Source organism: Salarchaeum sp. JOR-1 (assembly GCF_007833275.1).
GTDB lineage: Archaea > Halobacteriota > Halobacteria > Halobacteriales > Halobacteriaceae > Salarchaeum.
This window is the reverse complement of the sequence record NZ_CP042241.1, coordinates 1,609,224-1,624,157: the sequence shown is the minus strand read 5'-3', so window position 1 is coordinate 1,624,157 and position 14,934 is coordinate 1,609,224. Positions and strand designations below refer to the sequence as shown.

Annotated in this window: 14 protein-coding genes; 6 read left to right on the top strand and 8 right to left on the bottom strand. The window is 67.2% G+C overall.

Annotated elements, in window-relative coordinates; all coding sequences use genetic code 11:
• Window positions 1-6: 6 nt before the first annotated feature.
• The gene (locus FQU85_RS09470) at window positions 7-705 is read right to left on the bottom strand and encodes a glycosyltransferase (protein WP_145847248.1); all 699 of its coding nucleotides are present in this window, start codon (window positions 703-705) and stop codon (window positions 7-9) included.
• Window positions 706-795: 90 nt separating this feature from the next.
• Between FQU85_RS09470 and msrA the strand changes: the two genes are divergently transcribed.
• The 3 genes from msrA (at window position 796) to FQU85_RS09455 (ending at window position 2,038) form a co-directional block, all read left to right on the top strand.
• Window positions 796-1,323 carry a peptide-methionine (S)-S-oxide reductase MsrA gene (msrA, locus tag FQU85_RS09465; protein ID WP_145847246.1) on the top strand — a complete coding sequence of 176 codons (528 nt, stop codon included), beginning with the start codon at window positions 796-798 and terminating at the stop codon, window positions 1,321-1,323.
• A 68-nt stretch (window positions 1,324-1,391) separates the two neighbouring features.
• Window positions 1,392-1,769: a helix-turn-helix domain-containing protein gene (locus FQU85_RS09460; RefSeq protein WP_145847242.1), complete on the top strand. Its 378-nt coding sequence runs from the start codon at window positions 1,392-1,394 to the stop codon at window positions 1,767-1,769.
• Window positions 1,766-2,038, top strand: coding sequence for a hypothetical protein (locus FQU85_RS09455; RefSeq protein ID WP_145847240.1), 273 nt, complete (start codon window positions 1,766-1,768; stop codon window positions 2,036-2,038). The genes FQU85_RS09460 and FQU85_RS09455 overlap by 4 nt, the downstream gene beginning before the upstream one ends.
• 167 nt (window positions 2,039-2,205) lie before the next feature.
• On the opposite strand, the gene FQU85_RS09450 is transcribed toward FQU85_RS09455, so the two are convergent.
• From FQU85_RS09450 to FQU85_RS09430, 5 genes are all read right to left on the bottom strand, one after another.
• Window positions 2,206-3,525: an ABC transporter ATP-binding protein gene (locus FQU85_RS09450; RefSeq protein ID WP_145847238.1), complete on the bottom strand. Its 1,320-nt coding sequence runs from the start codon at window positions 3,523-3,525 to the stop codon at window positions 2,206-2,208.
• A complete protein-coding gene (locus FQU85_RS09445; protein ID WP_145847237.1) occupies window positions 3,522-4,565 on the bottom strand; it encodes an ABC transporter ATP-binding protein in 1,044 nt (347 codons plus the stop codon). Before FQU85_RS09445 ends, FQU85_RS09450 begins: the two co-directional genes overlap by 4 nt.
• On the bottom strand, window positions 4,562-6,019 hold the full coding sequence (locus FQU85_RS09440) for an ABC transporter permease (RefSeq protein WP_145847236.1): 1,458 nt from the start codon (window positions 6,017-6,019) through the stop codon (window positions 4,562-4,564). The genes FQU85_RS09445 and FQU85_RS09440 overlap by 4 nt, the downstream gene beginning before the upstream one ends.
• Window position 6,020: 1 nt before the next feature.
• Window positions 6,021-7,043 (bottom strand): ABC transporter permease, encoded by a 1,023-nt coding sequence (locus tag FQU85_RS09435; RefSeq protein ID WP_145847235.1) that lies wholly within the window; start codon window positions 7,041-7,043, stop codon window positions 6,021-6,023.
• Window positions 7,044-7,193: 150 nt separating this feature from the next.
• Complete coding sequence (locus FQU85_RS09430; RefSeq protein WP_240792416.1) at window positions 7,194-8,900, bottom strand: ABC transporter substrate-binding protein; 1,707 nt, start codon at window positions 8,898-8,900, stop codon at window positions 7,194-7,196.
• Window positions 8,901-9,203: 303 nt separating this feature from the next.
• Here FQU85_RS09430 and FQU85_RS09425 point away from each other — a divergent pair, with 303 nt between their 5' ends.
• The gene (locus tag FQU85_RS09425; RefSeq protein ID WP_145847233.1) at window positions 9,204-9,686 is read left to right on the top strand and encodes a hypothetical protein; all 483 of its coding nucleotides are present in this window, start codon (window positions 9,204-9,206) and stop codon (window positions 9,684-9,686) included.
• Window positions 9,679-10,620: a metallophosphoesterase gene (locus tag FQU85_RS09420; protein ID WP_145847232.1), complete on the top strand. Its 942-nt coding sequence runs from the start codon at window positions 9,679-9,681 to the stop codon at window positions 10,618-10,620. Before FQU85_RS09425 ends, FQU85_RS09420 begins: the two co-directional genes overlap by 8 nt.
• 134 nt (window positions 10,621-10,754) lie before the next feature.
• On the opposite strand, the gene FQU85_RS09415 is transcribed toward FQU85_RS09420, so the two are convergent.
• Window positions 10,755-12,272: a phosphoenolpyruvate carboxykinase (ATP) gene (locus tag FQU85_RS09415; protein WP_145847231.1), complete on the bottom strand. Its 1,518-nt coding sequence runs from the start codon at window positions 12,270-12,272 to the stop codon at window positions 10,755-10,757.
• A 55-nt stretch (window positions 12,273-12,327) separates the two neighbouring features.
• Window positions 12,328-13,758, bottom strand: a complete 1,431-nt coding sequence (locus tag FQU85_RS09410; RefSeq protein WP_145847230.1) for an HTTM domain-containing protein — start codon at window positions 13,756-13,758, stop codon at window positions 12,328-12,330.
• Window positions 13,759-13,859: 101 nt separating this feature from the next.
• On the opposite strand from FQU85_RS09410, the gene FQU85_RS09405 reads away from it, so the two are divergent.
• Window positions 13,860-14,627, top strand: coding sequence for an MOSC domain-containing protein (locus FQU85_RS09405; RefSeq protein ID WP_145847229.1), 768 nt, complete (start codon window positions 13,860-13,862; stop codon window positions 14,625-14,627).
• Window positions 14,628-14,934: the final 307 nt, after the last annotated feature.

Here is a 14,934-nt window from a genome sequence, read left to right as displayed (position 1 = left end):
TAACGCTTACCGGGACTCGAAGTAGCTCTCGTCGGGAGACCGGTCGAGGACGTAGTAGTCGAGGTAGCCCTTCGCGTACGTCGCGAACAGCGAGAGGTAGCCCTCGTCCTGCTCGCGGCGCGCTGAGGTTCGGACTTCGGTTTCGGTGTCGTAGACGAACTCGCCCGCGTCACGGAGGCGCATCGAGAGCTCGGTGTCTTCCATGAACGGAATGGCCTCGTCGAACCCGGCGTTCGCGTGGAACGTCGACGCGCGATAGCTGCAGTTGAACGTCGGGAGTTGCACGAACCCCACCGGCCACGAGACGCGATACCAGTAATCTGAGAGGAGTTTGAACAGCACGCGGTCGCTCGCGGAGTCTTCGAGCGGCCGCGCAGGCCCCCCAACGCCGACCACGCCCCCGTCCTCGTAGTGGCGCGCGTGAGCGGCGACCCAGCCGTCCGGGACGACGGTGTCCGCGTCCGTGAAGCAGAGCACGTCACCGCTCGCCGCCGCGGCACCGCGGTTCCGCGCCGCGCCGGCGCCGCCACCGTCGTCCCGGACGACGACGTCCACCGCGTCGTGGTCGACAGCAGCCGTGGCGTCCGCGTCCGTTCCGGCGACGACCACGACCTCCGCGTCCTGTCCGTCGAGCGAGTCGAGACAGATCGAGAGTCGCTCCCCGTCGGCGTACGCGGGGACGACGACGGAGACTGCGAGAGCCATGACCGCTCCTTCGCCCCCGCCCGACAAAACGGTTGGCGTCCGCGTCTCCGGGGGCGAATCCCCTAAGCCGATAGAACCCCAAGACCGGGTATGGAGAAAGCGACGTTCGGCGGCGGGTGTTTCTGGTGTGTGGAAGCGGCGTTCGAGCGCATCGCGGGCGTCGAGGACGTGACCTCAGGGTACGCGGGCGGGCACGTCGAAGACCCGACGTACGAGGAGGTGTGCACGGGCGACACCGGCCACGCGGAGGTCGTCCAGCTCACCTACGACCCGGACGTGGTGAGCTACCCCGAACTCCTCGAAGTGTTCTTCAAGGTTCACGACCCGACGACGCTGAACCGGCAGGGCAACGACGTGGGAACCCAGTACCGCTCCGCGGTCTTCACGCACAGCGACGACCAGCAGGAACTCGCCGAGTCCTTCATCGAGACCCTCGAAGACGAGGGGAAGTACGACGGCATCGTCACCGAGGTCGAACCGCTCGACGCGTTCTACGAGGCCGCGGCGTACCACCAGAACTACTTCGAGAAGAACCCGGACGACGCGTACTGTCAGGCGACCATCCCGCCGAAACTGGAGAAGCTCCGGGAGAACTTCGAAGCCCAGCTGAAGGCGTAGATTCCCGGAGCGTGAGAACCGCCGCGGGAAGCGGCGATTCTTTGTAGGCAGAGAGACGAGGTCGGTGTATGGCGCGGGAGTCGCAGTCCGGCGAGAGCGAGTCCGAGCTCCAGGCGATACTGGACGCGCTCGGCGACCCCGACTGCCGCCGCATCGTGCGCGCGCTCGACGAGCCGATGACGGCGGGCGAACTCGCGGAGGCCTGCGACATCCCCACGTCGACCACGTACCGCAAGCTGGAGCTCCTCTCGGAGGCGTCGCTGCTCGTCGAGGGCACGGAACTCCGGGAGGACGGCCACCACGCGACCACGTACCGGCTGGGGTTCGACGAGGTGGCCGTCGCGCTCACCGAGGAGCGCGAGTTCGAGGTGTCGCTGTCCCGGCCGGAAGGCGGGCCCGAAGATCGGCTCGCCACGCTCTGGAACGAAGTGAGAAAACAGACATGAACTCCGTCGAAACCCTGATCGTCGCCACGAAAGCACTGACGTTGCTCGCGGGCGCGGCCATCGCCCACCTCTCCTACCGCGCGTACATGCAGACGAAGAACACGGCCTTGCGCGCGCTCTGCATCGGGTTTACCGCCATCACCGTCGGCGCGGTACTCGGCGGCGTCATCGACCTCGTGACGCCGCTCGACTTCCTCTACGGCGTGCTCGCGCAGACCACACTCACTCTCCTGGGGTTCCTCGCCATTCTCTACTCGCTCTATCGATAGTCCTCGAGACGCGTCATCACCTCCCGAAAGCAGTCCTCGTCTTCGCGTCCGGGCGACGAGCACTCCGCGCAGACCGCGCCGGGCACGGAGACGACCGCCCCGCCGCACGTCGGCGTATCGAGCCAGTCGTAGTCGCGATACGCCGGTGAGCGTGCGGAACTGCGGGCTCAGTCGCCGCGGCGTCGTTCGATGACGGACTGGACGTCCTCGTACTCCGATCGGTGGCGGTGACACCGGCTCACGCGACCGTCGCCGAGTTCGTTCGCCGGATCCTGTTCCTCGCAGACGCCGCCGAACTCGTCCGCGAGCAGCGCCTCCGCCTCCGCGTACCGGGCGTCCTCGGCGAGGTCGATGGATCGCTCGATAACCGCCCACGCGTCGCCGTCGATCGCGACGCTCGAGAACAGTTCGTCCACGCTCTCAGTCACGTCCGCGTCCACGAACCCGAGTCGGCGCTTCACGTCCGCGAACGCGCCGTCCTGGCCGAGCGCCCGGCCCCGCAGGACTTCGCGGAACCCCTCGATGGCGTCCCACGCGTCCACTGAGAGGTCGTCGTATTCCGGGGGTCGGATCTTCGCGGGACACCGCGTGTTGAACGGACAGCCGCTCGGCGGGTCGCGCGGACTCGGCGGCGTCCCCGGGAGCGCGACGCGATCCACGTCCGTCCCGTGCCGGCCGGGAACCGCGGACAGCAGGCTGACCGTGTACGGGTGTTCGGGGTCGTCGAACACGTCGCGGGCGGATCCGAGTTCCGCGACGTTCCCGAGGTACATCACGGCGATGCGGTCGGCGATGTGCTGCATCACGGAGAGGTCGTGACTGATGAAGAGGTAGGTGAGTCCGAGGTCGTCCTGGAGCCGGTTCAGGAGGTTGATGATGCGAGCCTGCACGGACACGTCCAGCGCCGACGTGGGTTCGTCGAGCACGAGGAAGTCGGGTTCGAGGGCGAGCGCGCGGGCGATGCCGATGCGCTGTTTCTGCCCGCCGCTGAACTGGTGGGGGTAGCGGTAGTAGTGCTCCTCGTTCAGCCCGACCGTGTCGAGGAGGCCGCGGACGCGCTCGCGGCGCTCGTCGGGCGTGCCGACGCTGTGCGCGTCCAACGGTTCGCGGACGATTTCGCCGACGGTCATCCGGTCGTTCAGGCTCTCCTCGGGATCCTGGAACACCATGCCGGCGTTCCGCGCCCACTCGCGGCGCTCGCGGCCCGAGAGGTCGGCGACGTCCGTCCCGTCGACGAGCACGTCGCCGTCGGTCGCGGTTTCGAGCCCAAGCATCGTCCGGCCGAGCGTCGACTTCCCGCAGCCGGACTCGCCGACGAGCCCCAGCGTCTCGCCCTCGTAGATATCGAAGGAGACGCCGTCGACAGCCTTCACGGGCGGTTTCGAGGCGATGATGGAGTCGTCCGTGTAGTACGTCTTCAGGTCGCGGACCGACACGAGCGGTTCCTCGATTCCGGCGTCGCGTGCGTCGAGCGTGTTCTGCGTCATCGGTCGTCCTCCGTCTTCGACTGGTGCAGTTCGACGGCCTCCTGTCGCGGGCGGTCGTCGGGGTAGAGCAGACAGGCGGCCTCGTGTTCGGTCTCGGTCTCCTCGATGTCGATGGGTTCGGGGTGGACCTGCGTGCAGGCGTCGAAGGCTTTCGGACACCGCGGCGCGAACCGGCAGTCCGTCGCGGGTTCGGTCGGCGTCGGCACCTCGCCCGGAATCGTCGGGAGTTCCTGCCCCGGGTCGGTGCGGCCCGGGATGCTCTTCAGGAGCGCCTGCGTGTAGGGGTGTTTCGGGTTCTCGAACAGCGTCTCCGTCGACGCGTGCTCGACGACCTCGCCCGCGTAAATGACGTTCACGCGGTCGGTCGCCTCCTCGATGACGCCCATGTCGTGCGTGATGAACAGCAGCGCGAGCCCCTCCTCGCGCCGCAGGTCGTCCAGCAAATCGAGGATCTGCGCCTGAATCGTCACGTCCAGCGCCGTGGTCGGTTCGTCGCAGACGAGCACGTCCGGGTCGCAGGCGAGCGCGATGGCGATGACCGCGCGCTGCTGCATCCCCCCGGAGAGCTCGTGCGGGTACTCCTCGACGCGGCGGTCGGCGTCCGGAATGCCGACGGTTTCGAGGAGGTCGACCGCTTCCTCGCGCGCCGCCGCCCCGGAGAGATCCTGGTGGATGGAGAGCGCTTCACGAATCTGGTTTCCGACCGTGTAGACGGGGTTGAGGGCGTTACTGGGATCCTGGAAGACGATGGAGATGTCGCCGCGGTGGGCGTCCCAGCCGTCCTCCACGAGGTTGTCCCCGCGGAACTGAATCTCGCCGTCCTCGATGTGGCCGGGTTCGTCGACCAAACCGAGAATGGAGCGGGCGGTGACGGACTTCCCGCTCCCGGACTCGCCGACGAGGCCGACGGACTCGCCCTCGTAGATGTCGAAGGAGACGCCGTCGACGGCGTGGATGTCCTCGCGTTCCGTGTGGAACACCGTCCGCAGGTCGCGGACGGACAGGAGGGGTGCGTCGGTGACGCGCTGCGTCTCGCTCATGCGCCACCCCCGCGGCCGGCGGTCTCGCCGGTCGCGCTGTCGGACTGCGGGTCGATGGCGTCACGGATGCCGTCGCCGAGCGCGTTGAAGCCCGTGACGACGATGGTGATGAGGATGCCCGGGATGAGCGAGATGTGCCACGACCCCGTCGCCACGTAGTCCTGTCCGAGGTTGATTGCGCGCCCCCACTCGGGCGTGGGCGGTGCGACGCCGAGCCCGAGGTAGGAGAGGCCGGCGATGGAGATGATGGCGCCGCCGAGCGTCATCGAGCCGTAGATGAGCAGGTAGCCGGTGACGTACGGAAGCATGTGTTGTCGCATGATGGTAACTGGTGTCTGTCCGAAGCTTCTCGCGGCGTCGATCCAGGAGCGTTCCGACACCTGGAGGGCGGGTCCGCGGACGGACCGCCACATGTACGTCCAGCCCGTCCCCGCGAAGATGAGTGCGAGCACGAACCCGCCGCTGTAGATACCGCCAATCCAGGTGTCGGAGAGCACCTTGCTGAGCATGATGAGCAGGAGTAACTGTGGCATCGCCATCACCGCGTCAGAGAGGAGGACGAGGCTGAGGTCGACGCGCCCCTTGTAGTACGCTGAGAGGAGTGCGAGCGAGGTCGCGAGCAGCGCGCTCAACGCGACGGAGAGGACGCCGATGATGAGCGATATTCGCGACCCGACGACGATGAACGTGAAGAGATCCCTGCCGGTGGGCATCGTTCCGAACGGATGGTAGCGGCCGTAGTCGTCGTAGGAGAACGGGCCGACGTTCGCGGAGTTACCGGCTGACTCCGAGTCGCGGTTCGCCTGTCCGACGAGCGTCGACTGCACTTCCTGGGCGTCCGCGTCCCAGTACTTGATTTCGTGCTCGTAGGAGTTCCGCATGTTCTGGTCGACCGTCGTCGGGCCGAGCGTCGGCGCGAAGACGGCCATCGTCACGAAGAGGAAGACGACGACTAATCCGAACTTCCCCCAGGAGTGCCCGCGGAACCGGTCGACCACGTCGTCGCGCGGCGTCCAGTCGGCCGTCCGGTAGCGCCGCCGGTAGAGGCGGTAGCCCGCCACGAGCCAGCCGAGCCACGCGAACGCGTACGCGTACACGAGGGCGACGCGAATCGCCCAGGACGCGGCGGGCGAGAGGCCGAGGAAGGTGCCGACCCACTGTTCGCCGTTCCAGTACCCCTCGTTCGGCACGAGTTCGCGAGAGAGGAGTGTCGGGAGATCCGTCGCGGCGCGTTCGATGCCGACGAGGATATCGGCGGCGGTTGTCGCGTACGAGGACGGGAACGCCGCGACGGCGTCCGCGAGGAAGCCCGTGACGAACGTGACGAGCGCGGGGGCTTCGACGGCGAACAGAACGAGTCCGGCTAGCGCCCACGCGATGAATCGCGTGTCGGTGAGCGCGCGTTGCTCGCTGTCGGTGACGCCGGACGAGTCGTTGGTGGCGGTCTCCGACATGCTAGTTCCCCTCCAGTCCGACGCGCGGGTCGATGAACGTGTACAGGACGTCCTGTAGTAGGTTTACTCCGACAATCATGAGGATGAAGATGTACATCAGGGAGCCGACGAGCGGGAGGTCGCCCTGGATGGCGGCGCGGTAGAACAGCCAGCCGATGCCGTTGATGCCGAAGACGGTTTCGACGAGCACGCTCCCGCCGATGAGGAGGAACGCCTCGCTCGTGATGACGGGCACCAGGGGGATGAGGGCGTTCCGGAAGATGTGCTTCCAGACGATGGCGCGGTCGGAGACGCCCTTCGCCCGCGCGAGGTCGACGTACTCCTGGTTCTTCACTTCGAGGACGGCGGTGCGGCCGATACGCATCTCGTTCCCCATCGACGCCGACCCGAGCACGAGCGCCGCGGGAATTGTTTTCTTCGTCGCCGCGAGGAACCCCTCAACAGTCCAAATTTTCGACATATCGGGGGCGCCGGTGAGCGCGCCGAGATTCACGCCGAACGTCTGCCAGTTGAAGCCGAAGAAGTAGGCTTCCGAGTTCTGGAGGAGGACGAGGAGCATGATGGCGAGCCAGAAGTTCGGCATCGCACGCCAGACGATACCGCCCATGGACGCGACGTAGTCCATGACGGTGTTCGAGCGCATTCCCGCGTAGAACCCGAGCGGGATTCCGATGAGAACGGCGATGAGAACGCTCCAGAATCCGAGGAAGAGCGTTCGCGGGAGGAAGTCGAGGATGAGCGCGTTCACGCTCGACCCCTGGTAGAGCAACCACGTCTGTCCGAGGTCGAACGTGACGAGGTTCCACATCCAGTCCAGGTAGTGCTGGAGTGGCGGTTGGTTCAGACCGAGTTGTTCCTGCGCCCGCCGGTACGCGGCGGGGTTCCGCGTCTGGCCCTCGCTCAACAGCCGGGCCGCGGGATCTATCGGCCCCATGAAAATGATGAACCACGTCATCGACGCGCCCAGCCAGACGACTGGAATCATCATCAACACCCGCTTTCCGAGGTACTTGAGTCTACTCACGGTCTACCCTCCGTCGTGTTGTCGTATGCGGTGCTGGACCGAACTCGCGGACACCAGAGCGGCGTTCGGTCGCGCCGTATGAATGCATATAGGGTATCGAAATATTGGGGGTTCGCGTCGTTTGAAAGGCGGGGATTCGCCTCGGCCGCGCTACTCGATGGTGACGTCGTCGAAGGTCTGGTTCTCCATCACGCCGTACATCGTCACGTCGACGTTCTGGTGCCAGAAGCGCTGACTGATGGGATTGACGAGCGGGAGTTCCTGAACCGACGCCCAGTTGACCTCCTCGATGGTCTGGAACGCCTCAGCCTGCGTCTCGGCCGTGGCGTCGTCGCCGGTATACTGCTCCTCCCACGTGTTGCGGGCGAGCTGGTAGATGTCCTCGTCGTAGTAGCTGCCTTCCGCGCCCCACCGAGTGAACTGGCCGCTCGGGTTCTTTCCGTGGAGGTAGCGGAGGAAGTTCTGCGGGCCGGGATACTCCATGCCGTCACCGAGCGCGAACACCTCCATGCTGCCGTTGATGGCTTGGCTGATGATGGTTCCCATGCTCGCTTCCGTGATTTCCATGTCGACGTGGGCGGCGCGGAGCTTCGACTGGAGGGTGGTGAGGACTTGCGTGTACGCGTCGTCCCCGGACTTGGTGGTCGCGGTGAGGGAGAACATGTTGTCCTCGCTGTAGCCGGCGTCCTCCATCACCTGTGTCGCCGCGTCGAGCATGGTTTCGCCGTAGCCGTACGGATAGCCGTTCTCCGCCCACTCGGTGTTGGACTGATAGCCTTCCTCGGCGTGACGGGTGTACGTCTCGCGGGAGGTGACGCCCTCCTCGAATGTCGGGTAGGGGTCCGGGGGCGTGATGTGGTAGGCGGGCGTCGCGGTTCCCTTGTAGACGTTCTCAGCGACGTCGTGCTGGTTCAGCGCGTACGCGAACGCCTTCCGAACCGGAATCGGCACTTTGAGCGCGTTGAACACGAGGTACTCCGTCGTGAGCGCGGGAATCTGGCCGTAGTTGACCTCGGTGCCGTCGCCGAACGTGTACGTCCCGACTTTGCGGCTGCCCTTCGTCTCCTCGATGGAGACGTTGTCGGGGTTGAATGAGGCGGTCGGCATCCCTTCGAGGATGTGCGCGTTCCCGCCCTTGAAGCGGTTGAGTCGCGTGTTCCCGCTCGTGACGACGGTGAAGCGGATTTCGTCGAGTTCGGGTTCGCCGTTCCAGTAGTTCTCGAACGCGGAGAGCGTGATTTCGCTTCCCTTCGTCCAGGAGTCGACCTGGAACGCGCCGAGCCCGGCGTACTTCGGGCCGCCGTTCGCGGTGCTGAAGAACTCGTTGTAACTGTACTTGCCCTCGTAGCCCTCGATGTCGCCGACGGCGTTCTCGGGAAGGATGGCCCAGTTCCCGCCCGCAATCTGGAAGAGCGTGTACTCGAAGGGCGCTGCGAGGTCGAATTCGAACGTGTAGTCGTCGGGTGCGCGGACGGCGAGGCTCTTCGGGACGATGTCGTCGAGCGTTTCCTCGTCCTTGGGTGCCGCGATACTCGCGTCCTTCTCGTGTTCGATGGTCATCGTCTGGCCGATGATGTCGTCCTTGTTACGGGAGTTCGACGACTCGGCCATCCGGCGATACGTGTAGACGGCGTCCTGTGCGGTGAACTCCTGGCCGTCGTGGAAGGTGAGGTCTTGCTTGAGGTTGAACGTGTACGTGAGCCCGTCCTCGGACATGCTGTAGTCCTCGACGAGCGCGGCCTCCGGGGGATAGAGGCCGTTAGGGAACTGCATGAGGGGTTCGCCGTACTGGTTGTATCCGGCGCCGGATCCCTTGGCGTTGATAGGGTCGAGCGTCTGGATAGAACCAGTTGCCATCATCTCGAGCGTCCCTCCCCCGGGTGTCTGTGTACCGTCGTCCTGGGTCGTGTTATCGCCGGAACTCGAGCAGCCGGCGATGGCGGCGGCTACGCCAGTTCCTGCAGCAGTCAAGAAGCCTCGACGGGTGGTGTCTCCCGACATCGTGTAGTAGATATATAACAAACTACTTGACTCTTTCCCACGCATTATATATAAGATACTGTATGCAACGTAGGCATATTTATTTATAAATATAAATATATAGGTATGGTGTAGGTAATGACGGAAGATTCGAGTGGAGGTGACGCCACTCCGTACCTGATGGCTGACGATCCACCGGGTGCGAACGACATCCGGGAGACGAACGCCTGGGGACGAACCCTGAGCGAGGCCGAACAGCGCGCCGACGCCCTCGTCGAGGACGGGTGGGACGCGACGACGGTCCGCGCCGGCCACCTCGCCCCCGTCGGCCCCGACGTCGAGGGAACCGACACCGTGGGCCTGGCGTTCGTCGTCCCGAGCGAGGAGGGCGAGGACTTCGAGACACTCGTCGCGGAGGGCGTCACGGACTACGTCGTGTACGCGGAGTCCGCGGGCGGGACGCGCTACCTCGTCATAGAGGTGCGGAACGCCGAGGCGGCGGACGCCGTCCTCCTCGTCGGCGCGTTCCCCGAGGACGCCGCGACCGGACTCGCGGAACACGCCCGCTCGGAGGGCGTGCTTCGCGCGCACGTTCGCGCGCTCGACGAGACGCACTACGGAACAGTCGAGTTCGACAACCCCGAGCTATTCTTCGATGACTGAGACACACCCCGGCAGCCTGATGGCACGGTTCGCGCGACCACGCAGCGACGAGACGACGCGGTTCGCCGTCGTCGCCGACCCCCACCTCTCGACGGAGGCGGAGGGCACATCGAAACTCTTCGAGCACACTGAAGCGCACTTCCGCGCCGCCGTCGAGGACATGGCGGGCCGCGACCTCGACGCCGTCCTCTCCCCGGGCGACCTGACGAAGGACGGCGAGCTATGGAACTACGAGACCGTGGACGGGATTCTGGAGTCGCTCGACGTGCCGTTCTACGCGGTTCCGGGGAACCACGACGTGCGCAAAGACGGGGACGACCACGACACGCCGTCGCTCGACCGGTTCGTCGAGCAGTACACGCCGGGCAGCCTCCCGTTCCGCGCGGACGTGGGCGACGTGACCGTCGTCGGCCTCAACAGTTCGGGCGGCGACGACCGACTGCTCGACTCCCACGAGGGCGACGTGCCCCCCGAGCAACTCGACTTCCTCCGGGACGCGCTCGCCGAGGAGGGGCCCGTCTTCGTGCTTATGCACCACAACCTCCCGCCGACGTACGACCAGTTGCGCTCGCACCGTGACGAGGTCGAGGCGGAGATGGCGATACCGCCGATCACGCGGAACACGGACGACCTGGTGGACGCGCTCGCCACCGGCACCGACCCGGTCGTCCTCACCGGCCACCTCCACCTGCCCGCGGTCGCGACAATCGACGGGGTTCGCGAGGTGATGTCGCCGACGACGTGTTCGTTCCCGCAGTCCTACCTCCTCTTCGAGGTCGGCCCCGACGGCACCGAAGTCCGCCTGGTTCCCGTGGCGGACACCACCGGCATGGAACTCGCGCACAACGTCCGCGGCGGCGACTCCACGACCTCGCGCGGACTCACGTCCATCGCGGCGGCGCGGCTCGCGCGCTTCCCGCTGGTCGAGGAGTAGCGAAAGCGGCCCGGGAGCGGGCCGGACTATGTGGATGACAAACGGGAGCAGGTGCCCGCGTGCACCTACTCGTTCGGAGCGCTCGCGAGACTATAACTCTATTCGGCGTTCGCGAAAATAACTCTCGGGAGGCCTCAGTAGGTCGCGTCGACGATGTCGTCGTCCAGTTCGGGGAAGGATTCGAGGTACTCGCGGCGTTCCTGCGCGAGCGACCGGTGCGCGTCGGCGAAGTCGCTGGTGCGCTCGGGGACGGAGAACTTCGAGACGTCCATGCCGGGAACCTGGCTCGGGACGGTGAGGCCGAGGTCGTCGTCCTGGGTCCAGGAGACGGTGCCGCGCGCGACGGCTTCGAGCAATGCGACGGTCTCCTCGACGCCCACGTCGGCGGGCGTGTCCGTGCCGACGACGCCCGTGTTCAGGACGAAGCAGTCGACGCCGAGGTCGCTGATGAGGTCGCGAAAGCGGTTGCCCTCCTCGCCCGCAGAGCCCATGATGAACGGGTTGGTGCCGACGACGCGGATGGACTCGCCCGCCCGCGAGGGGTCGCCCGCGCTCGTCTCGACGGACTCGCCGAGCATGAACGCGGCCGCCGCCTGGGCCTCGTCGAGCTTCGCGACCGGCGGCATCAGGGGGTTCCGGGTGATGAAGAACACCTGGTCGACCGAAGGGAGGTCGATGTCGTCCGCGGCGCTCTCCAGTTCGTCGCGCAGGACGACGGCTCGGCTGTTCGACCCGTACCGGGGTTCGTCGAAGTGGACGGCGCCGTCGTCGTCCACCGCGACGTTCTCCAGCACGGCGGTCTCGGAGGTGGCGGCGTCGTACAGTTCGGGCTGTTCGTCGGCTTCGAGGCCGATGGTCTTGATGTAGAGGCCCGCACCCTCGCTGCCGGTGACGGTGCCGTTCGGGAGGAGCGCGCACACGTCGTCCTGCAGCATCTCCGCGCCCTCGGGGTCGTCGAGCCAGAGCCCGTGGCTCGTCAGCGTGGACTTCCCCGTCCCGGACAGGCCGAGGAAGAGCTGGCCGACGTCGCGCTCGCCCGCGTCGTCGTCGAGGTGGACGCGCTTCGATCCCGCGTGCAGGCCGAGGCCGCCCTGCTGTTTCGCGCGGTACATGTAGAGCCGGAGGAAGGACTTCTTCGCCTCGCCCGTGTAGTCGCTCCCCAGGACGGCGGTGACGCCTTCCTCGGGGAGGACGCGGATAGTCGTCTCGTCGCGCTCGGGCACCTGCACCGTCACGAAGTCGGGGTCGGCGTCCGCGGGCGCGGGTTCGAGGAGTTTCGCCCAGGCGAGCGCGATGCGGCCGTACGCCTTCGGGACGAACAGCCGGCAGACGAACGACGTGTCGGGGTGGCGGCCGACGACGCGGTCGACGGCGACCACGTCGTTCGACGCGTCCTCCACGAAGTCGAGCGCGCTCTCGAACGCGACGTAATCGTCGTCGTCGAACTCGTGGTCGACGGCGTTCCGAGTCCGCTCGGAACTCCGGGAGCGGTAGTCGCTGACGTAGGAGGGCGACCCGTATTCCGTGGTCGTTTCGAGGGGCTCGGAGAAGGCGCGGAGGTCGTCGAGGCTCGGATTGTGGGTGATGTGATCCGTCGATGCCGGGTCCGGGAAGTCGTCCGCGGTGTAGCGAGTCCGGGCTCGATTTGCCATTAGGTGTGGGGAGTAGGCGGACGAGTATAAACGCACAGGTATCCGCGGAGAGTTGTCACCGCCCGCACGAGTGGGTCGCGAGCGTCCAGTTCTCCGTCGGCTCTGGGCCGTCGAGTCGCGTCGGTTGCGCGACGAACACGACGGACACGCGAGCCAGTTCCGAGCCGTGGGTGGCGTCCCACTCCCGGCAGAGGGAGGCGGCGAACTCGTCCGCGAGCGACCGGCCGTCGAAGACGGCGACCGTGACGAGGTACTTCCGCCAGCGCGCGCTCGGGTACGTCTTCGACACGTCCGGTGGTTTCGCGTAGGAGACCGTGCCGCCGTTCCACGCGTCGACGGTCTCGCCCGCCGTCGTGACCGCGGGCGCGACGTACCAGCCGTCGACTCCCAGGGGTTCGGGCGCGAACATGTCCCAGCTGCGCTCGCTCGGCTGGACGGGCGCGCTCTCGGGGGGCTGGACGACGCCGACCGCGGCGGCGTTCCAGACGAGCACGAAGGCGAGGAGGAGGATCGAGAGGACGCGAGTGCCGCGGCGGCCGAGCGCCCAGGGCGCGCTCGGCCGGGGGAGTTCGGGCAGCCGGCGGGCGAGGCGGTCGAACCACGGCTGGGGGTCGGGCACGCGATCCCACACCCCGGGAGGCTGGAAGACGAGGAGCGCGACGACCGTGACGAGCGGGAAGACGCCGAGCGTCATCGTCGCGAGCATCCCAAGGTGGCCGGCCGAGAGCAGGGCGGCGAGCGCGCCGCGGACGCGGCCCGCGGTGAGCAGGAGGAGCGGGGACGCGAGCAAGAGCGCGACCCACGCGTAGTCCGCGGCGGTGAGGAGCGCGGGGGAGCCGGCGAGGAGTTCGCCGAGCGGGCGGAGGAACTGGTCGAGGCTGAACACGTACCGGACGGCGGTGCCGGCGAGCCAGGCGTCCCCGCGGGACTTGAGCGCGGCGTTCACGGCGTAGACGGCGACGACCTGCACGAGCAGGCCGGCGGTGGCGATGCTCGCGATTGGGCCGAACGTGCGGTTGTGGGCGCGCTCGCGGGCGGCGTCCACGCTCCACGCGCGGCCGATCGGGAGGAGGACGCTCCAGATGAGCAGGCGGCGCAGGAGGATGTCGCCGCCGTTCAGGACGACGGGGTTGCGCGCCTGCAGGGAGACGAGGAAGAGGAGGGAGAGCAGGGCCGCGAGCCGGCTGCGGTAGCCGACGAGCAGGCAGATCGCGAGGACGGCGGCGAGCGCGAACAGAACGAGTTGGAGCGCGAGGCCGCCGGAGAGCGCGTGGAGCGAGACGGCCGCGAACTTCGGGAACTCCTCGCGGAGCGCCTCGCGGGGGAGGACGCCGAAGTCGGTGTAGAACGCGCGGACGTGCCGCAGGCGGAGGAGGAGGTCGAGGAGGATTAGGCTCCCGAGGCCGATGCGGAACGCGGCGAGCGCGCGCGCGTCGACGGCGACGCGGGCGGCGACGAATCGGCGGAGGCGGCCTGCGGCGGACACATTCGGAGTCGACGCGAGGGGGCCATAGGCGTTGTGCACGCGAGGCGGAGTGAAACGGTGTGACCGGCAGGTCTTTGCCGGCGGCCGGCGCGTTCTCCGGTATGGCTCGGGTCGCGCGGCTCACGCGGTACCCCGTGAAAGCACTCTCCGGAGCGGACGTCGAGACGGTTCGGGTGACCGAGGGCGGGACGCTCGCGGGCGACCGCGAGTACAGGCTCGTGGACGCGGACGGCGACCCCGTGAACGGCAAGCGCACGCCGCGGGTTCACGACCTCGACACCGCGTACGACAGCGATTCGGGGACGCTAGCGGTCGAGACGAGCTCGGGGGAGACGGCGACGCTCCCGCTCCGAGACCGGCCGTCGGAGGCGGCGGCGTGGCTCGGCGGCTTCTTCGACTGCGACCTCACTGTGGAGCGCGACACCGAACTCGGATTCGTGGACCGACGGTCCGCCGGTCCCTCAGTCATCAGTACGGCGACGCTCGAAGCCGTCGCGGACTGGTTCGACGACCTCACCGTCCAGAGCGTGCGGCGGCGGATGCGCGCGAACGTCGAGGTCGCGGGCGTCCCGGCGTTCTGGGAGGACCGATTCGTCGGGCCGGACGCGCCCGCGTTCCGCGCCGGCGACGTGCGCTTCGAGGGCGTTCAGCCCTGCGGGCGCTGCGTCGTCCCGGAGCGCGACCCGGACACGGGCGAGCGCGACCCCGGATTCCGCGAGCGGTTCGTGGAGCGCCGCGAGGCGACGCTCCCCGACTGGGTCGACCGCGAGGCGTTCGACCACTACTACGCGCTGATGCTCATCGCCGACGTCCCCGAGGACGCACGGGGGCGGACGCTCGCGGTCGGGGACGGGGTCGCTGTCGAGTGAGCGCCGCCGCAGAAGCGGTGACGGAGACCGTTACCGCGACGGTTCCGGGCGTCGGTCGTGGCGGGCGAGAGTCCGGGTCGGTCGACGGTGTGGGGCGGTGCTCCGTGCGACGAGAACACCCCAGTATTTCGCATACCGGGAAAATTTGTGCGCTGTTCGCCAACTCAAAGATTGTAAACGAGAATACCATCGGTGGATTTATCAAGATATCTGTTCAGTATTGATGTGATGGAGACAGCAACGGAAGGCGACACATCCGATCGCGGAGCGGCTTCGCGCGGTACGCTGACGGGCAACCGCGAGGTGG